21 protein-coding genes and 3 tRNA genes are annotated in these 22,966 nt (G+C 56.4%); 12 read left to right on the top strand and 12 right to left on the bottom strand.

The annotated features are described in order from the left end of the window. Nucleotides 1–123: 123 nt before the first annotated feature. A complete protein-coding gene (locus tag RMS95_RS05230) occupies nt 124–360 on the top strand; it encodes a hypothetical protein (RefSeq protein ID WP_310644210.1) in 237 nt (78 codons plus the stop codon). Nucleotides 361–456: 96 nt separating this feature from the next. On the opposite strand, the gene RMS95_RS05225 is transcribed toward RMS95_RS05230, so the two are convergent. The 9 genes from RMS95_RS05225 to folC all read right to left on the bottom strand — a co-directional run bounded on the left by RMS95_RS05225 (nt 457) and on the right by folC (nt 7,435). Next, nucleotides 457–533 (bottom strand) — tRNA-Asp (locus RMS95_RS05225). Nucleotides 534–590: 57 nt separating this feature from the next. Beyond that, nucleotides 591–666 (bottom strand) — tRNA-Glu (locus tag RMS95_RS05220). 34 nt (nt 667–700) lie between these two features. Beyond that, nucleotides 701–776, bottom strand: a tRNA-Ala gene (locus RMS95_RS05215). Between the two features lie 34 nt (nt 777–810). Further along, nucleotides 811–2,196 carry a glutamate--tRNA ligase gene (gltX, locus tag RMS95_RS05210; protein ID WP_310644208.1) on the bottom strand — a complete coding sequence of 462 codons (1,386 nt, stop codon included), beginning with the start codon at nt 2,194–2,196 and terminating at the stop codon, nt 811–813. 13 nt (nt 2,197–2,209) lie between these two features. Further along, entirely contained in the window at nt 2,210–3,421 is a 1,212-nt protein-coding gene (locus RMS95_RS05205; RefSeq protein WP_310644206.1) for an O-succinylhomoserine sulfhydrylase, read from the bottom strand. 7 nt (nt 3,422–3,428) lie between these two features. Next, entirely contained in the window at nt 3,429–4,943 is a 1,515-nt protein-coding gene (purF, locus tag RMS95_RS05200; RefSeq protein ID WP_310644204.1) for an amidophosphoribosyltransferase, read from the bottom strand. Further along, entirely contained in the window at nt 4,943–5,437 is a 495-nt protein-coding gene (locus RMS95_RS05195; RefSeq protein ID WP_310644202.1) for a CvpA family protein, read from the bottom strand. The genes purF and RMS95_RS05195 overlap by 1 nt, the downstream gene beginning before the upstream one ends. Next, the gene (locus tag RMS95_RS05190; RefSeq protein ID WP_310644200.1) at nt 5,437–6,126 is read right to left on the bottom strand and encodes an SPOR domain-containing protein; all 690 of its coding nucleotides are present in this window, start codon (nt 6,124–6,126) and stop codon (nt 5,437–5,439) included. Before RMS95_RS05190 ends, RMS95_RS05195 begins: the two co-directional genes overlap by 1 nt. A gap of 10 nt (nt 6,127–6,136) precedes the next feature. Then, the gene (gene folC / locus RMS95_RS05185; RefSeq protein WP_310644198.1) at nt 6,137–7,435 is read right to left on the bottom strand and encodes a bifunctional tetrahydrofolate synthase/dihydrofolate synthase; all 1,299 of its coding nucleotides are present in this window, start codon (nt 7,433–7,435) and stop codon (nt 6,137–6,139) included. Nucleotides 7,436–7,482: 47 nt separating this feature from the next. On the opposite strand from folC, the gene RMS95_RS05180 reads away from it, so the two are divergent. The 4 genes from RMS95_RS05180 (at nt 7,483) to argG (ending at nt 10,308) form a co-directional block, all read left to right on the top strand. After that, the gene (locus RMS95_RS05180; protein ID WP_310644196.1) at nt 7,483–7,842 is read left to right on the top strand and encodes an ArsC family reductase; all 360 of its coding nucleotides are present in this window, start codon (nt 7,483–7,485) and stop codon (nt 7,840–7,842) included. 124 nt (nt 7,843–7,966) lie between these two features. Further along, a complete protein-coding gene (locus RMS95_RS05175) occupies nt 7,967–8,506 on the top strand; it encodes a hypothetical protein (RefSeq protein ID WP_310644194.1) in 540 nt (179 codons plus the stop codon). Nucleotides 8,507–8,631: 125 nt separating this feature from the next. Continuing rightward, the gene (locus RMS95_RS05170) at nt 8,632–8,949 is read left to right on the top strand and encodes a pyrimidine/purine nucleoside phosphorylase (protein WP_310644192.1); all 318 of its coding nucleotides are present in this window, start codon (nt 8,632–8,634) and stop codon (nt 8,947–8,949) included. A gap of 21 nt (nt 8,950–8,970) precedes the next feature. Next, complete coding sequence (gene argG / locus RMS95_RS05165; protein WP_310644190.1) at nt 8,971–10,308, top strand: argininosuccinate synthase; 1,338 nt, start codon at nt 8,971–8,973, stop codon at nt 10,306–10,308. Between the two features lie 85 nt (nt 10,309–10,393). Here argG and murB read toward each other — a convergent pair whose 3' ends face one another. Further along, nucleotides 10,394–11,446 carry a UDP-N-acetylmuramate dehydrogenase gene (murB, locus tag RMS95_RS05160; RefSeq protein WP_310644188.1) on the bottom strand — a complete coding sequence of 351 codons (1,053 nt, stop codon included), beginning with the start codon at nt 11,444–11,446 and terminating at the stop codon, nt 10,394–10,396. Nucleotides 11,447–11,485: 39 nt separating this feature from the next. Here murB and RMS95_RS05155 point away from each other — a divergent pair, with 39 nt between their 5' ends. The 5 genes from RMS95_RS05155 (at nt 11,486) to RMS95_RS05135 (ending at nt 17,846) form a co-directional block, all read left to right on the top strand. Continuing rightward, complete coding sequence (locus tag RMS95_RS05155; protein ID WP_310644186.1) at nt 11,486–11,971, top strand: YajQ family cyclic di-GMP-binding protein; 486 nt, start codon at nt 11,486–11,488, stop codon at nt 11,969–11,971. 74 nt (nt 11,972–12,045) lie between these two features. Further along, on the top strand, nt 12,046–13,608 hold the full coding sequence (locus tag RMS95_RS05150) for a cryptochrome/photolyase family protein (protein ID WP_310644184.1): 1,563 nt from the start codon (nt 12,046–12,048) through the stop codon (nt 13,606–13,608). Nucleotides 13,609–13,618: 10 nt separating this feature from the next. Beyond that, nucleotides 13,619–14,410: a fumarylacetoacetate hydrolase family protein gene (locus tag RMS95_RS05145; RefSeq protein ID WP_310644182.1), complete on the top strand. Its 792-nt coding sequence runs from the start codon at nt 13,619–13,621 to the stop codon at nt 14,408–14,410. A gap of 40 nt (nt 14,411–14,450) precedes the next feature. Next, nucleotides 14,451–15,527 (top strand): enolase C-terminal domain-like protein, encoded by a 1,077-nt coding sequence (locus tag RMS95_RS05140; protein WP_310644180.1) that lies wholly within the window; start codon nt 14,451–14,453, stop codon nt 15,525–15,527. A 114-nt stretch (nt 15,528–15,641) separates the two neighbouring features. Continuing rightward, the gene (locus RMS95_RS05135) at nt 15,642–17,846 is read left to right on the top strand and encodes an OsmC domain/YcaO domain-containing protein (RefSeq protein ID WP_310644179.1); all 2,205 of its coding nucleotides are present in this window, start codon (nt 15,642–15,644) and stop codon (nt 17,844–17,846) included. Between the two features lie 295 nt (nt 17,847–18,141). On the opposite strand, the gene RMS95_RS05130 is transcribed toward RMS95_RS05135, so the two are convergent. After that, nucleotides 18,142–19,191, bottom strand: a complete 1,050-nt coding sequence (locus RMS95_RS05130) for a Fic family protein (RefSeq protein ID WP_310644177.1) — start codon at nt 19,189–19,191, stop codon at nt 18,142–18,144. 30 nt (nt 19,192–19,221) lie between these two features. Next, nucleotides 19,222–19,542 carry a YkvA family protein gene (locus RMS95_RS05125; RefSeq protein WP_310644175.1) on the bottom strand — a complete coding sequence of 107 codons (321 nt, stop codon included), beginning with the start codon at nt 19,540–19,542 and terminating at the stop codon, nt 19,222–19,224. Nucleotides 19,543–20,208: 666 nt separating this feature from the next. On the opposite strand from RMS95_RS05125, the gene RMS95_RS05120 reads away from it, so the two are divergent. Both RMS95_RS05120 and RMS95_RS05115 read left to right on the top strand, forming a co-directional pair. After that, entirely contained in the window at nt 20,209–21,738 is a 1,530-nt protein-coding gene (locus tag RMS95_RS05120) for a Shedu immune nuclease family protein (protein WP_310644173.1), read from the top strand. Between the two features lie 128 nt (nt 21,739–21,866). After that, entirely contained in the window at nt 21,867–22,736 is an 870-nt protein-coding gene (locus RMS95_RS05115) for a restriction endonuclease (protein WP_310644171.1), read from the top strand. Nucleotides 22,737–22,966: the final 230 nt, after the last annotated feature.

The following is a 22,966-nucleotide window of genomic DNA, read 5'->3' as shown; positions in this document are numbered from 1 at the left end:
GTATCGTTCTTCTCGGCTGAGGTGCTTGTACATTGGGCAATTTCGATTTGGCGGTTAAAGCGGCCATGATGCTCTCGCATCCTCAGCCACCTATAACCAGTTCATCTTTGTTGCACTTCGTCCTTGAATCCGCCTTATTTGAAGAATTGGTATTTTGAAAAAATAGCACTGCTGTATGTTGGCATCGCGATCACGGCGCTGTTGATGGATTATTTCAACGCCTATGTCTATTTCAATCAGCAACCACAGCAATGGGCCGTCGGTCTGATTGCATTTCGGTTTGTTGCGATTTACTGCTTATTCATGAACGCATTGCGCGCACGGGAAGCACCGCCCATGCCTCGGTATATGTGGTCATAATTTGCATCGACGACAAAGACATGGAAACCGTGGACCAGTCGCCTTGCCAAAAAGAAAAAACCCTTACAAACCAAGGCTTGCAAGGGTTTCTCGTTTTGGCGGAGTGGACGGGACTCGAACCCGCGACCCCCGGCGTGACAGGCCGGTATTCTAACCAACTGAACTACCACTCCTGGTAGCTGTAACTTTTGCTCTGTTGCTTTCGCAACCTAGCCAAGTGCTACAAAACTTGGCGACCCTACGGGGATTCGAACCCCGGTACTCACCGTGAAAGGGTGATGTCCTAGGCCTCTAGACGATAGGGTCATAACCTGTGGACTTAACCAACTCGACATCTCTCTGGTGGAGGTAAGCGGGATCGAACCGCTGACCTCTTGCATGCCATGCAAGCGCTCTCCCAGCTGAGCTATACCCCCGATGTCTGTCGAGAACGTTAGTATATCGCAGTTTTTAGCGTTTGGTCAAACGGCTCAAAACTTTTTCTCTTTCGCACAAAGAAAGCACAGCATCGAGCGTAGGCGTTTGAGGTGTGCCCATCACCAACACACGAACTGGCATGGCAAGTTGCGGCATTTTCAAACCCGTAGCAGCCAAGACTTCTTTGATCGCAGCACTGACCGCCTCTTTCGTCCATGCACACGATGCCAATTTTTCAGCCAACAGGGCCAGCGCAGGCTCAACGGCCGCGGTGACGTGCTGTGCAAGGTCTTCGGCTTTCGGCGTCACATCGCCATAAAAAGCGGTGGCCCAGTCGGCCAACGCCACCGTGGTGTCGCAACGGTCTTTGAACAAACCGCAAATGGCAGGCAAACGCGCATCCGTGACCACACCACGCTTGGCCAATTGGGCTTGCACCAGCGGCGCCAAGGCATCGTCGGCCATGGCCTTCATGTGCTGGGCATTCACCCACTTGAGCTTGGCTTCATCAAATTGCGCAGCGCTGCGGCCGAGGTGGTCAAGGTTGAACCACTCTAAGAATTGAGCGCGGCTGAAAATTTCATCATCGCCGTGACTCCAACCCAAGCGGGCGAGGTAATTGACCATGGCATCGGGCAAGTAGCCTTCATCACGGTATTGCGTCACGGCTTTGGCGCCATTGCGCTTGCTCATCTTCTCGCCTTGCTCATTGAGCACGGTGGGCAAGTGGGCGTACACCGGCGTGTCTTTGCCCAGCGCTTTGAAGATGTTGATTTGACGAGGTGTGTTGTTCACATGGTCGTCGCCACGGATCACGTGGGTGATGGCCATGTCGATGTCGTCCACCACCACGCAAAAGTTATACGTGGGCGTGCCGTCGGGGCGGGCAATGACCAAGTCGTCCAACTCATCGTTGCTGATTTCGATGCGGCCTTTGACTTTGTCTTCCCACACCACGGAGCCACCTTGCGGATTTTTAAAGCGCAGCACGGGCTTCACGCCCTCAGGAATCGCGGGCAAGGTTTTACCGGGCTCGGGCCGCCATGTGCCGTTGTAACGTGGCTTTTCTTTGTTCGCCATTTGCTGCTCACGCAACGCGTCTAACTCTTCCATGCTCATGTAGCAGGGGTAGACGTGACCAGCGGCTTTGAGCTCTTCGAGCACCGCTTTGTAACGGTCCATGCGTTGCATTTGGTAGAACGGGCCTTCGTCGTGGTCGAGGCCCAGCCACTTCATGCCCTCGATGATGACGTCCACCGAAGCTTGGGTGGACCGCTCAAGGTCGGTGTCTTCAATGCGAAGAATAAAGTCACCGCCAGTGGCGCGCGCAAATGCCCATGGGTACAAGGCTGAACGAATGTTGCCCAGATGGATAAAGCCAGTGGGTGATGGCGCGAAACGGGTACGAATTTTGGTCATGCAGAAATAAAAATCAAAGGGTCTCAAGGCCGCGTAACAAGTCGGCCTTCATGTCATCCAAATGCTCAAGGCCGGCAGCCAAACGAATCAAACCTTGGCCAATGCCTGCGGCTTGACGCTGGTCTTCCGAGAGCTTGCCATGCGAGGTGCTGGCGGGGTGTGTGAGCAAGGTTTTGGTGTCGCCCAAGTTGGTACACAGCGAAAGTGTGCGGAGGCTGTCGAGCACGTGGAATGCACGTGTGCGTCCCGTTTGTGGATCGGCCGCTTTCACATCAAACGACAACACAGCGCCGCCCATGCCCGACATTTGTTTCATCGACAACGCGTGCTGCGGGTGACTGGCCAAGCCGGGGTAGTACACGCGTGACACACTGGGGTGCTGCTCGAGCCACAGAGCCAACTCATGCGCACGTTGGCTTTGAGCACGCATGCGAATGTCGAGCGTCTCCAAGCCTTTGAGCACCACCCATGCATTGAACGGGGACAGCACCATGCCGCTGTTTTTCATCACGGGCAAACACTTTTCTTTGATGAGCTTCTCGCTGGCGCACAAAGCACCCGCCATCACACGACCTTGGCCATCCAAATACTTGGTGCCGGAGTGCATGACGATGTCTGCGCCCATGCCCATGGGGCGTTGCAGAACTGGCGTGGCAAAACAGTTGTCGACGGCGAGCAATGCGCCCGCGTTGTGCGCCAAATCAGCCAAGGCGACGATGTCGCACACCTCGGTCAAAGGATTGGTAGGGGTTTCGGCAAACAAGATCTTGGTGTTGGGACGGATGGCCGCTTTCCAAGCGGCCAAATCCGTTTGCGACACCACCGTCGATTCCACGCCAAAGCGTGCGAACTCAGAGCCAATCAACTTGAGCGTCGAGCCAAACATCGATTGCGAATAGACCACATGATCGCCCGACTTGAGCAAGCTGAACAACATCAGCATCACCGCCGACATGCCAGACGAGGTGGCCAAAGCAGCCTCACTGCCCTCTAGCGCAGCCAAGCGCATTTCAAAACTGCTCACCGTGGGGTTGCCCGAGCGGCCGTAGGTGTAACCGTCTTCTTCGCCCGCAAAACGGCGAGCTGAAGCTTCGGCAGAGGGCTGCACATAGCCACTGGTCAAATACAGGGCTTCTGAGTTTTCGCCATATTGACTTCGGTCAGCGGCCAGACGTACCGCCAGCGTTTCCAAGTGCAGATCGTCGGGCAAAGGGTGTTGACTCATACCAAGGTCACTCCGATTGATTGGGCAGTGCAAGGCGCGAGTTGTCTTCTGCGCCCTCTTCTTGGCCCACACGTTTTTCGTTCAAGCGCACGATGTCGCTCAAAGACACATCACCGGTCACATACACGCCGTCAAAACAAGAAGCGTCAAAGCCATCGAGTTGAGGTGCGTCGCCTGCAGTCGCAGCGCGCACGGCTTGTTTCATGGCGTCGACGTCTTGATAAATCAAAGCGTCGCAACCAATCAACTCGCGCACTTCGTCGAGGGTGCGGTTGTGTGCCACCAGCTCTTCAGGCGTAGGCATGTCGATGCCATACACGTTAGGAAAGCGCACAGGTGGCGCAGCGCTGGCCATGTAAACCTTGCGCGCACCGGCGTCGCGGGCCATTTGCACAATTTCTTTGCTGGTCGTGCCGCGCACGATGGAGTCGTCCACCAACAACACGTTACGGCCTTTGAATTCGCTGGCAATCACGTTGAGTTTTTGACGCACCGATTTTTTACGCACGCCTTGACCCGGCATGATGAAGGTACGGCCCACGTAACGGTTTTTCACAAAACCTTCGCGGTATGGGATGCCCAACAAATGCGCCAACTGCGTGGCACTGGGTCGGCTGGACTCGGGGATGGGAATGATCACATCAATGTCGGTTGGCGGCACCACGGACACCACGCGCTTGGCCAAAGTTTCGCCCAAGTTCAAACGGGCTTGATAGACAGAAATGCCATCCATCGTGGAGTCAGGACGTGCCAAGTACACGTATTCAAAAATGCAAGGCTTGAGCTGGGGGGCATCGGCGCACTGCATGAAGTGAACGTTGCCTGCGAGGTCAATGAACACGGCTTCGCCAGGGGCGATGTCACGCTCAAACACATGCCCCGTGCCATCCAAAGCCACCGATTCGCTCGCCACCATGTAAGTGCCGTCAGCGCTGCGGCCAATGCACAAGGGGCGAATGCCAAACGGATCGCGAAACGCCAACAAGCCGTGACCTGCAATCATCGAAATAACAGCGTACGACCCTTTGATACGGCGGTGCACGCGACGCACAGCCTCAAACACATCGGCAGGCTTCAAAGGCAAGCCACGTGTGGCTTTGTCAATCTCGTGCGCCAGCACGTTGAGCAAGACTTCAGAGTCGCTTTCGGTGTTGATGTGGCGGTGGTCTTCAGAGAACAACTCGGCTTTCAACGCATGCGCGTTGGTCAAGTTGCCGTTGTGCACCAGCACCAAACCAAACGGCGCATTCACGTAAAAAGGCTGCGCCTCTTCCTCGCTGAACGCATTGCCTGCCGTGGGGTAGCGCACTTGGCCCAAGCCGTTGTTGCCTGGCAACGCACGCATATTGCGCGTGCGAAACACATCGCGCACCATGCCTTTGGCTTTGTGCATGAAGAATTTACGGTCCAGCTGGGTGACGATGCCGGCGGCATCTTGACCTCGGTGCTGCAAGAGCAACAAGGCGTCATAAATCAACTGGTTCACAGGTGCGTTGCTTGCAACGCCGACGATGCCACACATTAGGGGAGGTACTTTCCAAAATCAGCCGGTAACACCGGCTTCAACACATGCAAAAACTGTTGCAACACCGGCGCACCTTGCGCCTGCTGCCAAGCTTGCGACGTGTGCAGGGGCGTCATGCCCACCACCACCGTCACCGCCAACAAAATCACCAAACCGCGCAAGAGGCCAAACACAGCCCCCAGTAAACGGTCTAAAGGACCAAGGCCCACAGCGGACACCATTTTTCGAATGAGCCAGCTCAAGAAGACGGTTGCGATCAGCACCGCCACAAAGACCGTCACAAAACCTGCGGCGTAACGCAACATTTGGCTGCTGCCCTCCATGGGCAACCACGCCGCAGCGCGGGGGGCATACATCTGAGACACAAAGAAAGCCACGATCCAACCTGCCAGCGACAACACCTCATGCACCAAGCCGCGCCAAATCCCCAACAAAAAAGACAGGCCCAAAACGGCCAGCAGAATCCAATCTACCGCCGTGAGGTTCAACATCACAGGGCCAATACAGCGGGCTGCAACTGCAGCTGCTTGATTTTGTGAGCCACTTTGTCGGCTTCATCACGGCTGGTGAAGGGCCCCACGCGCACACGCGTGCGCGGGCCTTCTTTGGTCGTCGCCACATGGGTGTAGGTTTTGTAACCCGCTTTTTCTAGCTTGGCACGCACCTCGCGGGCTTTGGAATCTTCAGAAAAAGAGCCGACCTGCACGATGAATCGGGGTGCGCTGTCTTTGTTATCCGAAGCCGCTGATTTGTCGTCTGCGGGCTTCGCCTCAGCTTTCGCAGCATCTGTTTTAGGGTTGGCATCGGACTTGGTCTCTGCCTTGGGCTCAGGCTTAGGGTCTGCCTTTGAGGCAGCCTTGCTAGACACCACCACCTCTTCTTTGGGGTCCAGCGCAGCACCCGCTGCCAAAGGTTTGGTCGCTGACGAAGCAGAGACCAACGGTTTGCTGTTCGCACGGTCTGGAATGTCGACCGCGATATCAACCGACACAGGACGCGGCTGGGTGTCAAACACCAGCGGAAAACCCACCACACCCAACACAACCAACACCGATGCGCCAATCAAACGATGACGGGCGCGGCGACGCAAAACCTCGACGCTTTCAGTCGGTGAATTGCTGAAATTGCCTGGGTGCTCGCCAGCGGCACGACTGGGCAATCGAAACTTGAAAAAGGCCATGAATGGGGTCTCAGGAGCTCAAATGTGGGGCATCTAAACGGGGGACACCCTCCGCCAAAACACCCCCGACCGTGAAGAACGATCCGAAGACCACAATTCTATCAGTGGGGTCTGCCGCCGCTACTGCGGCTTGCAGCGCAGCTTGGGGGTTGGCGTGGGTGCTGGCTTTCACGTCTTTGCGTGTTTGAGTGGCCTGCCACTGAGCCTGCAGTTGTTCGGCGGTAGCGGCACGCGGGGTGGGCAAATCACAGAAGTACCAACGGTCCACCAAAGGCCCCAAGCGCGCGAGCATGGGCGCCAAGTCTTTGTCGGCCATGGCGCCAAACACGGCATGGGTGGTGGGATAAAAGCCCATCGCATCCAAATTGGCGGTCAAAGCAGCCACGGCATGGGGGTTGTGTGCCACGTCCAGCACCAAGGCGGGTTGGCCTGGCACGATCTGAAAACGACCGGGCAGCTCGACCATCGCCAGTCCGTTGCGGATGGCTTGCGCCGTCACAGGAATGCGCGTGCGCAGGGCTTCCAAGGCAGCCAACACGCCGCTGGCATTCACCAACTGATTGGCTCCGCGCAGCGCGGGGTAAGCCAAACCGCTGTAACGACGGCCACGGCCAGCCCAGCCCCATTGCTGCTTGTCGCCGGTGAAATTGAAATCTTTGCCAAATTGCCACAGATCTGCGCCAATTTCCAAAGCATGGTCCAGCACGCTTTGCGGCGGCACGGGGTCACTCACGATGACGGGACGGCCCGTGCGCATGATGCCGGCCTTCTCGCGACCAATCGTTTCGCGGTCGTTGCCCAAAAATTCCATGTGATCAAGGTCAATGCTGGTGATGACCGAGCAATCGGCGTCGATGACGTTGACGGCGTCTAGACGGCCACCCAAACCGACCTCCAAAATTGCCACTTCCAACTGAGAAGCGCTCATCAAACTCAAAATGGCCAACGTGGTGAACTCAAAGTAGGTGAGCGACACCTCACCGTCTTGCACACGTGCCGCCTCGACGCGCGCGAAATGGGGCAACAACGCGTCAGGCTGCACAGTTTCACCATGGATGCGGCAGCGCTCTTGAAAATGCACCAAATGCGGCGAGGTGTAAACCCCCGTGCGATAACCCGCTTGCAGCAAACAGGCCTCCAACATCGCGCAGGTCGATCCCTTGCCGTTGGTGCCCGCCACCGTGATGACGGGGCCGTCAAAGTGCAAATTCAGGCGCTCGGCCACCACGCGGACGCGGTCCAAGCCCATGTCGATGTTTTTGGGATGCAAACGCTCACAGTGCGCGAGCCAACTGTCTAATGAATTCATGGGTCGAATTGTCGCCCACCCAGCGTCTTGCGGCATGATGTCGCCCCATGAACACAGCATCCATCACCGTTTACGGCATTCCCAACTGCGACAGCGTCAAAAAAGCCCGTGTCTGGCTCAGCGAGCGCGGCATCGACTACACCTTCCACGATTTCAAAAAGCAAGGCGTGCCTGCTGCTGCCGTCGATCTGTGGCTGTCCCATGTGAGCTGGGACATGCTGGTCAACCGCAAAGGCACCACATGGCGCAAGCTCGACCCTGCGCGACAAGCCCGCGTGACCGATACCGCCAGTGCACGCGACTTGATGCTGGAACACGCCAGTGTGATCAAGCGCCCCGTGATGGTCACAGGCCAAGAGGTCATCGTCGGCGTCAACCCTGAAGCGTGGCAGCGCGTTGTTGGCTAGAGACTGCACCAGTTTTACCCCTGCTTTACAGACGAGCAGCAACACACAAATAACGCGAAGACTACACTTAGTCCAAGTTCAGAAAAAGGTAAGTACCATGAAAAAATACATCACGCACAGCACCATGACAGCTGCCCTTTTGGCCGGTTTATCGGGCGTGAGTCTCGGCGTTCATGCCCAAGAAGTGGGCCGTGTCATCTCCAGCACCCCCATCATTCAGCAAGTGGCTGTGCCCCGTCAGGTGTGCAACAACGAGCAAGTGGTGACGCAAGGCCAAAAATCGGGCGCCGGTGCCGCCATGGGCGCCATCGCGGGTGGCGCCATCGGCAACAGCATGGGCCAAGGCTCAGGCCGCGCCGCCGCCACCATGTTGGGTTTGTTTGGCGGCGCAATCTTGGGTGACAAGGTCGAGGGACCCGGCACCCCTGAGGTGCGCAACGTGCAAAACTGCACCCAACAAATGTTCTACGAGAACCGCACCATGGCTTACAACGTGGTCTACGAGTTCGCAGGTAAGCAATACACCGTGCAAATGCCACAAGACCCAGGCCCCACCGTGCGCTTGCAAATCACCCCCATGGCCAACCCACCTAGCCAAAACTACAACGCGGGCGTCAGTTCGGGCTACCCCGTGCCCCCTGCAGGCTCGGCCCCCCGCTACTGATACGCGACGACGGACACGCTGCCTCGAAAATAGCCAGCTTTGCCAGCAAAAGCCGCCTTGTGCGGCTTTTGTCGTTTTCGCTCCCCTAAAATCTAAGTTTTTGCAAACCAACCCCTTTTCGCACCATGACCACAGAAAAAATTGACAGCGTCAGCGTCACCACCAAAGCCAATGTGTACTTTGACGGCAAATGTGTGAGCCACGGCCTGACTTTGGCTGACGGCACCAAGCTGTCCGTGGGCGTCATCCTGCCCGCCACTCTGACCTTCAACACAGGCGCACCTGAGATCATGGAATGCGTGGGCGGCTTTTGCGAATACAAACTCGACGGCAGCAACGACTGGGTCAAGTCCAGCGCTGGCGAAAAATTCAACGTGCCTGGCAACTCGAAGTTCGACATTCGCGTGACCGAGCCCTACCACTACATCTGCCACTTCGGTTAATCCAAGGCACAACGACACACCATGAGCACCATCCTCCAACACCTACCCAAGGGCCAAAAAGTCGGCATCGCCTTCTCAGGCGGCCTCGACACCTCTGCTGCCCTCTTGTGGATGAAGCAAAAAGGCGCCCTGCCCTACGCTTACACCGCCAACCTCGGCCAACCTGACGAAGCCGACTACAACGAAATCCCGCGTAAAGCGATGGAGTACGGCGCTGAACAAGCCCGCCTCATCGACTGCCGCAAACAACTCGCCCACGAAGGCATTGCTGCCATTCAGTGCGGTGCGTTCCACATCAGCACCGGTGGCATCACTTACTTCAACACCACGCCGCTGGGCCGTGCCGTGACAGGCACCATGCTCGTGGCGGCTATGAAAGAAGACGACGTCAACATTTGGGGCGACGGCTCGACCTACAAAGGCAACGACATCGAGCGCTTTTACCGCTACGGTTTGTTGACCAACCCCAGCCTGCGCATCTACAAACCTTGGCTGGACCAGCTGTTCATCGACGAACTCGGTGGCCGCGCTGAAATGTCGGCCTTCATGACGGCCAACGGGTTTGGCTACAAGATGAGCGCCGAAAAGGCCTACAGCACCGACAGCAACATGCTGGGTGCGACGCACGAAGCCAAAGACCTTGAGAGCCTCTCTAGCGGCATGAAGATCGTCAACCCCATCATGGGTGTGCCGTTCTGGCGCGAAGACTGCGTGGTGAAAGCAGAAGAAATTACCATCCGTTTTGAAGAAGGCCAACCTGTGGCTTTGAACGGTGTGGAATACGCCGACCCTGTGGCGCTGTTCTTGAAAGCCAACGAAATTGGTGGCCGCCACGGTTTGGGCATGAGCGACCAGATCGAGAACCGCATCATCGAAGCCAAGAGCCGCGGCATCTACGAAGCCCCAGGCATGGCGCTGTTGCACATCGCTTACGAGCGCTTGGTGACGGGCATCCACAACGAAGACACCATCGAGCAGTACCGCATCAACGGCCTGCGCTTGGGCCGCTTGTTGTACCAAGGCCGTTGGTTCGACCCACAGTCGATCATGTTGCGCGAAACCGCACAGCGTTGGGTGGCTCGCGCCATCACTGGCGAAGTGACGTTGGAGCTGCGCCGTGGCAACGACTACAGCATCTTGAACACCGAAAGCCCGAACCTGACTTACTCGCCTGAGCGTTTGAGCATGGAAAAGGTCGAGGACGCACCGTTCACACCGCTGGACCGCATTGGCCAACTGACCATGCGCAACCTTGACATCACCGACACACGCGCCAAGCTGAGCATCTACGCCCACACAGGCTTGTTGTCGCTGGGTGAAGGTGCAGACATGATCAAGCTGGAAGGCGGCAAGAAGTAACCCAAGGGTTCTTTGGCTCCATGAAAAAGCGACCTTTTGAGGTCGCTTTTTTTGGCTACTTTGCTTGCTGAAGAGGCGTGGCGGCTTAAACCACCACGGGCTCTGGCTCTAAGCGGATGCCGAAGCGCTCATACACACTGGTTTGGATGGCTTTGGCCAAGGTCATCACTTCGCCGCCGGTACACGGGTTGTCGCGACCACCTTTATTGACCAATACCAAGGCTTGTTTTTCATAGACGGCGGCGTTGCCCACGGCTTTGCCTTTCCAGCCGCAGGCGTCGATCAACCAGCCAGCGGCGAGTTTGATGCGGCCGTCATCCAAGACGTAATGCACCACTTTCGGGTCGCGAGCGATGATGTCGTCACACTGGTCTTGGGTGACGGTGGGGTTTTTGAAGAAGCTGCCGGCGTTGCCAATCACCGCAGGGTCGGGCAGCTTGGCGCGGCGAATGGCGCAGACCCAATCAAAGATTTGCATCGGGGTGGGCTGGCTGATGCCGGTCTCGGCCATTTTGCGTTCGAGGTCGAGGTAGCCCAAGACGGGCTTCCAATCTTTGCGCAGCGAGAAGCGGACTCGGGTGATGAGGGCTTTGCCTGCCAAGCCCAAACCATTCGGGCCACTGCTCTCGTGTTTGAACACCGAGTCGCGGTAACCAAAGGCGCATTGCGCAGCGTTGAGGCTGAAGGTGTGGCCCGTGGTCAGGTCGATGGCGTCCAAGGAATCAAAACGGTCTTGCAACTCCACGCCATACGCGCCAATGTTTTGCACGGGCGAGGCGCCCACACTGCCGGGGATGAGCGCCATGTTTTCTAGGCCAGGCCAGCCGTTGTCCAAGGTCCAGCGCACCAAGTCGTGCCAGCTTTCGCCCGCAGCGGCTTCGACCACCCAAGCCTTGTCTGTTTCTTGCACCAAGCGCATGCCTTTGAGTTCGACTTTGAGGACCAAAGGTTTCACGTCGCCAGTCAGCACCATGTTGCTGCCGCCACCCAGCACAAACTTTGGGCCAGCACGCAACGCAGGGTCCGCCATGACCGCTTGTACATCGGCTTCGGATTGCACGCGCACCAACTGAAACGCTTTGGCGACGATGCCAAAACTGTTGTGTGCTTGAAGGGGGTAATTGGGCTCAACTAACATACGACAATTGTCTCATTCTGAATTTGAAAGCCGACTGCCATGCCTTCTTTTGACACCGTACTCGAACCCAACTTGGTCGAAGTGAAAAACGCCGTTGAAAACACGTCCAAAGAAATCGCCACCCGTTTTGATTTCAAAGGCACATCCGCTGCCGTTGAATTTAAAGACAAAGAGATCACCATGTTTGGCGATGCCGACTTTCAGTTGGTGCAAGTCGAAGACGTGCTGCGCAACAAGCTGACTAAACGCGAAGTGGACGTGCGCTTCCTCGACAAAGGCGATGTGCAAAAAGTAGGCGGTGACAAGGTGAAGCAAGTCATCAAAATCCGCAACGGCATTGAAACCGAAGTGTCCAAAAAAATCCAACGCTTGCTCAAGGACAGCAAGATCAAAGTGCAAGCCGCCATCCAAGGCGACGCCGTGCGCGTCAGCGGCACCAAGCGCGACGACTTGCAAGCGGCGATGGCCTTGATCCGCAAAGAAATGACCGACTTGCCCCTGTCGTTTAACAATTTCCGCGACTGACCCACAGACAAAGACCGCAGGAATGCCCTGACGCGCCGCACGGTCCGTGGCGCCGTTCCTGATGCGTCAACCCCATGACATCACAGCTCAGACACCTCGTATTGATTTTGGGAGACCAGCTCGACGAAAACGCGTCGGCACTGAACGGTTTTGAGCCCCAACAAGACGCGATCTGGATGGCAGAGGTCGCCGAAGAGTCCACGCACGTCACATCGGCCAAACAACGCACCACCGTCTTTTTAAGCGCCATGCGCCACTTCGCGGCACAGCTCAAAGCGCGAGGCTGGACCGTCCACTACACCCCGCTGGATGCGCCTGACAACGCAGGCACCTTGGCTGGCGAATTGCGCAAAGCCATCGCGCACACCCAGCCTCAGCAGTTGGTGATGACGGCCCCAGGCGAATGGCGCGTTCTGCAAAGCCTGCGATCGGTTGCCCGCGCACATGACTTGAACCTTGAGATTCGCGACGACACACACTTCTTCAGCACGGTGCGTGATTTCGCGGAGCATGCCCGTGGACGCAAACAACTGCGCTTGGAATTTTTCTACCGCGAGATGCGCCAAAAGACCGGCATCTTGATGGACGGCAAAAAACCCATGGGTGACCAATGGAACTTCGATGCGGACAACCGAGGGAGTTTTGGCAAACAAGGCCCCGGGCTGTTGCCCAAACCCAGCCGGTTTGAGCCCGATGCGATCACGCAAGACGTCATTCAGCTGGTGAACCAACGCTTCGCACATCACCCCGGATCGCTGGCGAGCTTTGGCTGGCCCGTGACGCGCGCGCAAGCGCTGTCGGCACTGGCAGAGTTCATCGCGCACAGGCTACCCAGTTTTGGGCTGTACCAAGATGCCATGTGGGAGGGCGAAGTTTGGCTGTACCACTCGCATTTGTCCTGCGCCTTGAACCTCAAGCTGATCCACCCACGCGAAGTTGTCGCAGCGGCAGAAGATGCGCTTCGCCAAGGTCATGCGCCACTGCAAGCGGTGGAGGGCTTTGTGCGGCAAATCTTGGGTTGGCGTGAGTATGTGCGCGGCATTTACTGGACGCACATGCCTGACTACGTGGCGCGCAACGCGATGCAAGCCCATCAGCAACTGCCCGAGTTTTACTGGACGGGTCAAACCGAGATGGCCTGTCTGCGCGATGCGATTGGGCAAACCTTGGCACATGGCTACGCACACCACATTCAGCGCTTGATGGTGACCGGCCTCTACGCCTTGTTGCTGGGGGTCGAACCCCAAGCCGTACACCAGTGGTATTTGGGCGTGTATGTCGATGCGGTGGAATGGGTCGAGCTCCCCAACACCTTGGGCATGAGCCAATTTGCAGACGGCGGCCTCATGGCCAGCAAGCCCTACGTGGCCAGCGGCAAATACATTGACCGCATGAGCAACCACTGCAAGGGTTGTCGGTTTAACCCCGCGCAATCCACGGGCGACACGGCCTGCCCCTTCACCACCTTGTATTGGGACTACCTCATCCGACATGCGGACGTGCTGGCCAAAAATCCGCGCATGCTCATGCAGCTCAAAAACATGAACCGATTGACCCCAGAAGAGCGTGAGCGCATTGCGTCACAAGCACAATCACATCGACAAAGCAGCCCGCATGCGGCGCAGGCTCGTACCTAGGATTTCTATGATGGACATCACTTCAGCCAAAGCAGCCACGGCACTGCTTATGCAACATTGGAAAGACGGCACAGCGCTGGCCGCCTTGCCGCCCTCCCTGCGCCCCACCAACCGTGAAGAAGCTTATGCCGTTCAGGCTCAACTGGAAACCATGAGCGACCAACCACTCTTTGGCTGGAAAATTGCGGCAACCAGCGTGGCTGGACAACAGCACATCGGCGTTGACGGCCCCATTGCAGGTCGTCTGCTGGCTGAGATGGTGTACCGCGACGGTGACACGGTTCCCTTTGGCGCCAACCGCATGCGCGTGGCGGAGGCAGAGTTTGCGTTTCGCATGGGCCGCGATTTGCTACCACGTCAAACACCGTATGAATTGCGCGAGGTGCTCGACGCAGTGTCCGAGCTTTACCTCGCCATTGAAATACCCGACTCCCGCTATGTGGACTTTGTCACAGCCGGTGCGGCGCAGCTGATTGCGGACAACGCCTGCGCCCACCGCTTTGTGCTCGGACCTCAAGCACCCGAGACTTGGCGCCAGATCGATTTGGCATCGCACCGCGTCGTTGGCAGGGTCGGTAAACGGCTGACGCGCGATGGCATCGGGTCCAACGTGTTGGGCGATCCTCGCATTGCACTCACTTGGCTGGTCAACGAACTGTCAACGATCGGCGTCACCTTGGCTGCAGGCCAAACAGTGACAACGGGCACATGCCTCGTACCCTTAGAGATCGAGCCCAAAGACACCGTGTTGATCGACTTCGGTGTTCTTGGCCACGTCAGCTGCAGCTTCACCGATGTGTGAATTTGGCTGATGACGCATTTGTGATGAACGGAGAAATTTAATGACCATGAAAATCACCAGCATCCACACCACCCCTGTTTTGGCGCCCTTGCCTCGGCCAGTGCGCACGGCGTCAGGGACCATTGGTCAGTTCCCCCTCGTGTTGATTGATGTGCACACCGACAGCGATGTGGTGGGCCGCGCTTACGCACAGGTGTATCTGCCCGAATTGCTGCCAGCACTGCAGCACGCCGTGTCAAATCTTGCGGACATGGCAACGGGTTTGCCGCTGGCACCGCGTGATATCCACGCACACCTGCTGCGCCGTTGCCGACTGTTCGGCATGAAGGGGCTCTTGGGCGTCGCGCTTGGTGGGCTGGACATGGCCCTGTGGGACGCATGGGCACGCGCCCGCGCAGAGCCGCTGGCACGCGCGCTGGGCGCAGAACTGCGACCGATCAAGGCCTATCACAGCGTCGGACTTTACGACGCCAAAGAAGTGGTGGCCATCGCACAGGAAACGCTGGCTGCAGGGTTTGCGGGTCTGAAAATCAAAGCAGGATTCCCCACCTTCGCCGAGGACTTGGCGGCCATACGTGCCGCCAAACAAGCGTTAGGCCATGCCGCCGCACTCATGATCGACTACAACCAGTCGCTCAGTTTTGCGGAAGCCATGGCTCGCTGCAAGGCCCTCGATGACGAGGGGCTGGCATGGATTGAAGAGCCCATACTTGCCGATGATTTGGAGGGTTGCGCCCGCATTGCCGAGGCCATCACCACGCCAATCCAAATGGGTGAGAACTTTCACGGACCGTCTGAAATGCGCACGGCCATTGCCGCACGGGCGTCAGATTTGGTCATGCCCGATCCACAATTTATCCATGGGGTCACGGGCTGGCTGGAGGCGTCGGCATTGGCCCGCACGGCGGGACTGCCGATGTCGTCTCACACATTTGTAGAAGCCAGCGCGCAATTGTTGTGTGCAACACCCACCGCCGATTGGATCGAAGTGATGGATGCCGCAGGCGGGTTGCGACACGCCCCCCTGCAGATCAAAGACGGGATGCTGTTGCCTTGGGACACTCCCGGAATTGGGTTGGAGTGGCGCGAAGACATGATTGCGCGCTACCGCGCGTAACCCTGTCAGCGCAACAGCCAGCCCTGTTTTGACAGGGCTTTATATACTGGGTACCAGCGTGGTGGCACATCGTTTCCACCACATCATTTAGCGCATTACTTTTAAATATTCCCCATGGAAATCAAGGTCAACTTTCTCGACAAGCTTCGCTTGGAAGCCAAGTTCGATGACTTCACGGTCATCGCCGACCAGCCTATTCGTTACAAAGGCGATGGCTCAGCCCCTGGACCTTTCGATTATTTTTTGGCTTCATCGGCTTTGTGTGCCGCGTACTTTGTGAAGCTGTACTGCGACACGCGCAACATTCCCACCGACAACATCCGTCTGTCGCAAAACAACATCGTCGATCCAGAGAACCGTTACCAACAGATTTTCAAAATCCAGGTGGAGTTGCCATCTGACATTCAAGAGGTTGACCGCCGAGGCATCTTGAACTCGATTGAGCGTTGCACCGTCAAAAAAGTGGTGCAAGCAGGCCCCGAATTTGTCATCGAAGAAGTCGAGAGCTTGGATGCCGATGCGCAAGCTTTGCTCACGCTGAAACCAAGCGCTGACAGCAGCACCTACATCGCGGGCAAGGACCTGCCGCTGGAACAAACCATCGCCAACATGTCGGGCATCTTGGCAGGCTTGGGCATCAAGATTGAAATTGCGTCGTGGCGCAACATCATTCCCAATGTGTGGTCACTGCACATCCGCGATGCGCATTCGCCTATGTGTTTCACCAACGGCAAAGGTGCGACCAAGGAGAGCGCGCTGGCATCGGCGTTGGGTGAATACATCGAGCGGCTCAACAACAACCATTTCTACGCAGGCTCTTTTTGGGGTGAAGACATCGCCAATGCAGCGTTTGTCCATTACCCCAATGAGCGCTGGTTCAAGCCCGGAAAGAAAGACGCCCTGCCCGCTGAAATTCTCGACGCCTACTGCCTGCAGATCTACAACGCCGATGGCGAATTGCGTGGCTCGCATTTGATCGACACCAACTCCGGTCATGTAGAGCGTGGCATTTGCTCACTGCCGTACATCCGTCAGTCAGATGGCGAAGTGGTGTATTTCCCGTCTAACTTGGTCGAAAACTTGTTTGTGAGCAATGGCATGAGCGCGGGCAACACACTGGCCGAAGCGCAGGTGCAATGCCTGTCGGAAATTTTCGAACGCGCGGTCAAGCGCGAAATCCTAGAAGGTGAAATTTGTTTGCCCGATGTGCCGCAAGACGTGTTGGCGCAATACCCCAGCATCTTGGCCGGCATTCAAGGCTTGGAAGAACAGGGCTTTCCGGTGCTGGTGAAAGATGCGTCACTGGGCGGGGTCTACCCCGTCATGTGCGTGACCTTGATGAACCCACGCACAGGCGGCGTGTTCGCGTCGTTCGGCGCGCACCCCCGCTTGGAAGTGGCCTTGGAGCGCAGCCTCACGGAGTTGCTGCAAGGTCGCAGCTTTGAGGGCCTGAACGATTTGCCACCGCCCACGTTCGAGAGCAACGCGGTCACGGAGCCCAACAACTTTGTAGAGCACTTCATCGACTCTAGCGGCATCGTGTCGTGGCGTTTTTTCAGTGCCAAAGCCGATTTCGAATTTGTAGCGTGGGACTTTTCCGGCCAAGGCAAAAACGCCAACGCAGAAGAAGCGGCCACGTTGTTGGGCATTCTTGAAGACATGGGCAAAGAGGTCTACACCGCAGTGTATGACCAGTTGGGCGCCATCGCCTGCCGGATTTTGGTGCCCGGCTATTCGGAGGTTTACCCCGTCGAAGATTTGATTTGGGACAACACCAACATGGCGCTGCTGTTTCGCGAAGACATCCTGAACCTGCACCGCTTGGACGATGCCAGTTTGTCTGCGCTGATGGATCGCTTGGAAAACAATGAGCTCGATGAGTACTTGGACATTGCCACGTTGATCGGTATCGAATTTGATGAAAACACCGAGTGGGGTCAGCTGACGGTGCTTGAACTGAAGCTGCTGATTCATCTGGCGTTGCAGCAATTTGAAGAAGCGCAAGACCTTGTAGGGGCCTTCCTGCAATACAACGACAACACGGTCGAACGCAAATTGTTTTACCAAGCCTTGCACGTGGTGCTGGAAGTACAGCTCGATCCAGAGCTCGAACTGAAAGACTATGAAGTCAACTTCCGTCGAATGTTTGGCAACGCACGGATGGACGCCGTCATAGGATCGGTCGATGGCACGGTGCGCTTCTTTGGGTTGACGCCCACGAGCATGAAACTTGAGGGGCTCGATCGGCACCACCGCCTGATCGACAGCTATAAAAAATTACATCGTGCGCGTGGCAGTTCTACAGCGAGCGCTCAGTAAATAAAAAAGCCGCTAGGTGGTTAAACCTAGCGGCCTTTGTCGTTGCATATGGTGGTGGATGGTTCATCACTCAGGAACTTTCTATTCGCACTCAAGCGTGCCAGAGAGTACTAGGGCGTAGATGCGAGGTAGAGATTTAGACCCAACCCATGAGTCGATCTTAAACCGGCACAATTCTTTGACTCAGTTCAAATCCGGTTTTGGCATTTGAACCCACGTCCACAAGTCGTCCGGATCAGGGCTCTGCATGACGGCATTCTGAAGTTGCTCCGGAGGCCGATTGGCAGAGCCCCACTCATTTCAGTCCGTACCACACACCACGCCCGCTGCCGTGCTGCTCCAGATGGTTGCGCCAGGTCAGGTCACGGAAATGCTGTTTGAGGGTGTTGCGACTGGCCCCGGTCAATTTGATCGCATCCATCATCGTGACGCGGCCATGCTCGCGGGCGAATTCCACGATCTGCAGTGACAGCTCGGGCAATGCAGCCAGCACAATCTTTTCACGTTCGACCTTCTTCTCCAAGCGCCGCACCTGCTCTGCCAGAGAGCGTAAAAAGAACACCAGCCATGGCTGCCAGTTGGGTGCCTCCGTGCGGATGGTTCCCTGTGTCTGGCGCAGTGCCAAGTAATAGGCCTCCTTGTTCAGCTCGATCACGCTCTCCAGCGAGCTGTATGGCACATAGGCGTACCCAGACTGGATCAGCAGCAGTGTCGTCAGCACCCGGCTCAAACGTCCGTTGCCATCCTGAAAGGGGTGGATTTCCAGAAACACCACAACGAAGATCGCGATGATCAACAAGGGGTGCAAGTGCGCCTTTTCGCGCTCGCCATTCACCCATGACACCAATTCAGCCATCAGCCGTGGTGTATCAAATGGCGTGGCAGTCTCGAAGACGATGCCGATCTGCGTACCGTTTTCATCGAATGCGGCGACGCTGTTCGAATGGGTCTTGTACTGCCCCCGGTGGCGTGAATCCTTTTCGCTGTGGGTCAGCAAAACCTGGTGCAGTTGCTTGATGTGGTTCTCGTTGAACGGGGTGTCCTGCCACGAACTGAACACCATATCCATGAGTTCAGCGTAACCGGCCACCTCCTGTTCGTCGCGCGTGTCGAAGGATTTGATGGCCAGGTTGGAAAGCAGACGCTCCACCTCTCGGTCAGTCAGCTTGCTGCCCTCGATGCGGGTGGACGAACCGATGCTTTCGATGGTCGCCACGCGCCGCAACGCCGAAAGACGCTCGGGCGCAAGTGTTCCCAAGGCCCGCCATGCGCCCTTGAATTCATCGATCCGGGCAATCAGGCTCAGGATCTCAGGTGTGATCTGAAGGGAATCTGAACGCAGCATGCGACCAATAATACACCCATTAACACCCATTTAGATGATGCCCACCCCAAGAATGGATGGAAATGGGTATTTTTTGGTTTGCCTAGGATCGCGGCTGCCACAGGCTGCATGCCATTCATCAGGCCACAGTGAGGGTGGCAACCAGACACCGACAGGAACAATGATCAGATCGTCCAAATACCCTAATACTGGAATGAAGTCCGGGATCAGATCGATGGGACTCAACGCGTATGCCGTGAGGATGGCCGCGAATGCACGAGCGTGCCACGGCGTCTGTGGATGCTTCAGAGCGAACCAAAGCGTCATGACGTCAAGTTTTAACGATCTAGCCCATGCCTTGAGACTACTCATTTGCTTGCCCTAAAGCTGTCATTTTAGAACTGACTACGCAGTTCTGTTGACTTGCGCCCACGTGATTGGCATGTATAACCTCAATGGCTGCTTTTGGCCGATTGTTGCCAGTCATCTTATGGTTCAGTGATGACTTCTTTGCGGCATTTGGACGTCTTCGAAAAGTTCACATCCCCGATGCTCATGCAGCGGCAAGGTCCAACCCAATCCTTGAAACCCGCATGAATACTGGACTCAGCTCATGGACACGTCCACAAGCCTGGAGAGAAAAAAGAGAGAAATGTGGTCTCTGAGGACAAAAATCGGGGAGATCTGACCCGTCGCGTCCACAAGGCAAAACGCGAAAGCCCGCAAAAACAGGGCCTTCCGGGAAAGAAAAAGGGGGACAGAGAAAATCTGTCCCCCGTGTGTGGTGGTGGTTGGTTGACTATTTACGAACTTGCTATTTCGACTACTTAGTAATTAAAAGTAAATGAGCGTGAATGCGCGGTAAGAACTTAACGACATAATTGCACCAATATTGTGCAAAGATAGAACTCTGGATTTGAACCATAGTCCACACCTACCCGTACTAGACGCAATGGCAGCGCCCTTTGGCTGGCCTCATGCCAGTTACTGAGAAAATCTAGGCAACGACCTATTTATCTATTCCATAGAAGGAAAGCGATGGCGAAAAAGAACGCAGACCAAGCCGACACACCAGAGGACATCGCAGACGATTTCTTCGAAGAACAGGATGAGCCGGAGCGCGAAGATGAGCGAGGCGATGACCTCGAGCCTCGCACCAACCCAGACGCCGAGGCGATGCAGGTGTCGCTGAAGAAATCCACCCATGGTGGAGAAGACTGCGTCGAGGTCTATGCACACGGCGAGGCCTATCCCGATGACGGCTCGGAGAAGACCCAGCGGACGGTGCTTCTCGCCCGCGTGGTCAAAGGCGCTCTTTCCATGTTCCCGCTGGTTTCGGCCTCGTATCGCTACGAGTTCCTGATGCCGAAGTATCACGAGCTGGCCACCATCACCATCCTGGCCGACGAGGACGAGCCCTGGGGCCTGCCGGAAGACATCAGGGAATTCGACACGATGCTCGAAAGCCTGCCCACTGGCTTTGGCCGCCACGCCAAATATGGGCTTGGATTCAAGTGGGAATACCGACTGATCCCGCACTCTATCCTTGAAATGCAAGGCATCAACGAGTTGGTGATTGAGCCAGGCAACGGCGCGTCGACCGACCTGCCCAAGTTCAAACTCGGCATCGATAGGTTCTCGGCGATCAGGCGGTCAATCGACTCCATTACCAACCGGGCTCGCGAGCGGTCGCTGCGCGAACGCCAATTGCTTGCCTTCAACGAGTTGCTGCACGTCGCCGACCCAGTCCAATTCGAGCGGCGCTTCCCCAAGGTGAAGGCCGGTGAAATCTACGAGTTGATCAAGCTGGGCGGACGCGCGCCAAACCGCAGCGCCAGCGACCACCTCGCGGCAGCAACGGTCGTCCGCGACGACGCCGCGAAGATCGCCGCAGAGCAACCCTCCCAGTTGGTAGAGCTCAAAGCGGTCATCGAGCAGGTCACTCTGAAGGAGCTGATCGCTAAGATCGAAGACATGCTCGGCAAGAACCTGCCCGAGCCGAAGTGGCAAGCCTTCTTCAAAGCGAATCCTTTCGTCTTAGGTCTAGCGTTCCCTCACCCCGTCATCTTGATTCAAGAACAAGCGCACATCGGCGGGACGATGCTGCGCGGCGCGGGCGAGAGCATCGTGGACTTCCTGTTCGCGCAACGGTTCACCGGCAGCCTCGCCCTCATCGAGATCAAGCGCCCGGCAACTAAGCTCATCGAGGCTAGGACGTTTCGCGGCGATCTGCACGCGCCACACAAGGATTTGACCAGCGCAATGGCGCAGGTGCTCGATCAGCGCTTCCAGCTCTTGAACAACTTCGCGGCGAAATCCCATGATCCGGAGCTCAAAGACACGCATGTTTCAGCTGTCCACTGCATCGTGATTGCCGGCACGGCGCCGACCACAATCCAAGAAAAGCGCTCGCTGGACCTGTTCCGCCACTCCTCAAAGGACGTGGTGGTGGTAACCTTCGACGAGCTTCTGGGCAAACTTCGGGAGATTTTGAGGCTGATGACGGCAGGGGCTCCTGGCCCCGCCCCGGCGCCCGTTCCACCCGCTGACAATAGCGACATCTTTTAACCCACGGTCAACGCCCTTGGTCCGCATTCCCATGAAACATATCGTCTTGGCTGGCTGGCCAGAATTCGAAGAGTCGCTGCGCGCCAACCTCTATCCCTACAACACGTTAGCTGTCACAGGAGTCCGCCGTGGATGCAGACATGTATGCTGAAGCCATTGAATACGAACTGCTCACTCAGGCCATCTACAAAGACATCCTTGCAAGAGAGGGAGTCAACACCGTAAACGTCCAGCACAATGTTTCTATTGTCGGTCGCTCAGGTGTAGAGCATCAGGTGGATGTCTATTGGGAGTTCAAGCAGGCTGGTATCACCCATCGAGTCTTGATCGAGTGCAAGAACTACGCATCAAATCTGACCCTCGAAAAGGCACGCAACTTCTTTGCAGTAGTACATGACATAGGTAATTGCGTCGGGATCATAGTCACAAAGACCGGATACCAGTCTGGTGCAGCCGCATTCTGCAAGCACTACGGCCTTGCATTGAAACTCTTACGCAAACCCACGGAAAGAGACTGGGAAGGGCGCATTAGAGAAATCCATATCAAAATGACTCCTCGCGTTCCGGTGTCTAATGAAACCCATCCCATCGTTTGTTGCCTCTGTCTCCGCCCTGCCTCCGAGGATCAGGAGGTCAGACTAAAGAACTCCAGTGAACAAAACCCTAATCTTGTTCACGCTTCCCCCTCGATGCGCTTTCTGGGTAAGGATGGCCAGCCGATAACCGAGGAGTTGAGATTGTGGATTCCGCGCCAACTGAACGTATTGGAGCGCGAGGACGGTGGGCCGTACAAAAAGTCGCTTGAACTCACGGACCACTACATTTCAGCAAATCTTGGAAATGGCATTGAACTGGTTCAAGTCATAGGTGTACTCATTGAGTACTACGTTGAAACGCTCCCCTCCAACGAGGTCGTCCTCAATGCAACCGAGACTGTTAGCGCCATCCTGAAAGACTTCGAGTCTGGAGAGTGGGAGCATGTTCACAGTGCCAAGTAACCCTGCGGTCCACCGGACGCTGCGCGATAAAGCCGCGCGGCGCCGGTACTGGCATTTAGAAGCTCTTTCAAAAGAGTAGGATATTTTTCATATTTGGCGGATTCAAGGACGAAGTGCAACACGCTTTAACGAGGCATGGAATACCTCGTGAGGTGTCTTGAATCCTAGTCGCTTTCTGGGGCGATGATTCAATCGGTTTTCAATCATAGTCAATTCCTCATCCGTCACGG

The organism is Limnohabitans sp., from assembly GCF_031539175.1.
GTDB lineage: Bacteria > Pseudomonadota > Gammaproteobacteria > Burkholderiales > Burkholderiaceae_C > Limnohabitans.
Note: the sequence above shows the minus strand (reverse complement) of the source record. Positions and strands in the feature narration are given on the sequence as shown.

What these genes read in the sequence shown, in the direction of transcription:
- gltX (WP_310644208.1), bottom strand. Translation starts at nt 2,196, where the DNA reads ATGACCAAAATTCGTACCCGTTTCGCGCCATCACCCACTGGCTTTATC.
- RMS95_RS05120 (WP_310644173.1), top strand. Translation starts at nt 20,209, where the DNA reads ATGGCGAAAAAGAACGCAGACCAAGCCGACACACCAGAGGACATCGCA.
- RMS95_RS05170 (WP_310644192.1), top strand. Translation starts at nt 8,632, where the DNA reads ATGACCACAGAAAAAATTGACAGCGTCAGCGTCACCACCAAAGCCAAT.
- murB (WP_310644188.1), bottom strand. Translation starts at nt 11,446, where the DNA reads ATGTTAGTTGAGCCCAATTACCCCCTTCAAGCACACAACAGTTTTGGC.
- RMS95_RS05125 (WP_310644175.1), bottom strand. Translation starts at nt 19,542, where the DNA reads ATGAGTAGTCTCAAGGCATGGGCTAGATCGTTAAAACTTGACGTCATG.
- RMS95_RS05145 (WP_310644182.1), top strand. Translation starts at nt 13,619, where the DNA reads ATGGACATCACTTCAGCCAAAGCAGCCACGGCACTGCTTATGCAACAT.
- argG (WP_310644190.1), top strand. Translation starts at nt 8,971, where the DNA reads ATGAGCACCATCCTCCAACACCTACCCAAGGGCCAAAAAGTCGGCATC.
- RMS95_RS05175 (WP_310644194.1), top strand. Translation starts at nt 7,967, where the DNA reads ATGACAGCTGCCCTTTTGGCCGGTTTATCGGGCGTGAGTCTCGGCGTT.
- RMS95_RS05130 (WP_310644177.1), bottom strand. Translation starts at nt 19,191, where the DNA reads ATGCTGCGTTCAGATTCCCTTCAGATCACACCTGAGATCCTGAGCCTG.
- RMS95_RS05180 (WP_310644196.1), top strand. Translation starts at nt 7,483, where the DNA reads ATGAACACAGCATCCATCACCGTTTACGGCATTCCCAACTGCGACAGC.
- RMS95_RS05140 (WP_310644180.1), top strand. Translation starts at nt 14,451, where the DNA reads ATGACCATGAAAATCACCAGCATCCACACCACCCCTGTTTTGGCGCCC.
- folC (WP_310644198.1), bottom strand. Translation starts at nt 7,435, where the DNA reads ATGAATTCATTAGACAGTTGGCTCGCGCACTGTGAGCGTTTGCATCCC.
- RMS95_RS05195 (WP_310644202.1), bottom strand. Translation starts at nt 5,437, where the DNA reads ATGTTGAACCTCACGGCGGTAGATTGGATTCTGCTGGCCGTTTTGGGC.
- purF (WP_310644204.1), bottom strand. Translation starts at nt 4,943, where the DNA reads ATGTGTGGCATCGTCGGCGTTGCAAGCAACGCACCTGTGAACCAGTTG.
- RMS95_RS05150 (WP_310644184.1), top strand. Translation starts at nt 12,046, where the DNA reads ATGACATCACAGCTCAGACACCTCGTATTGATTTTGGGAGACCAGCTC.
- RMS95_RS05205 (WP_310644206.1), bottom strand. Translation starts at nt 3,421, where the DNA reads ATGAGTCAACACCCTTTGCCCGACGATCTGCACTTGGAAACGCTGGCG.
- RMS95_RS05155 (WP_310644186.1), top strand. Translation starts at nt 11,486, where the DNA reads ATGCCTTCTTTTGACACCGTACTCGAACCCAACTTGGTCGAAGTGAAA.
- RMS95_RS05135 (WP_310644179.1), top strand. Translation starts at nt 15,642, where the DNA reads ATGGAAATCAAGGTCAACTTTCTCGACAAGCTTCGCTTGGAAGCCAAG.
- RMS95_RS05190 (WP_310644200.1), bottom strand. Translation starts at nt 6,126, where the DNA reads ATGGCCTTTTTCAAGTTTCGATTGCCCAGTCGTGCCGCTGGCGAGCAC.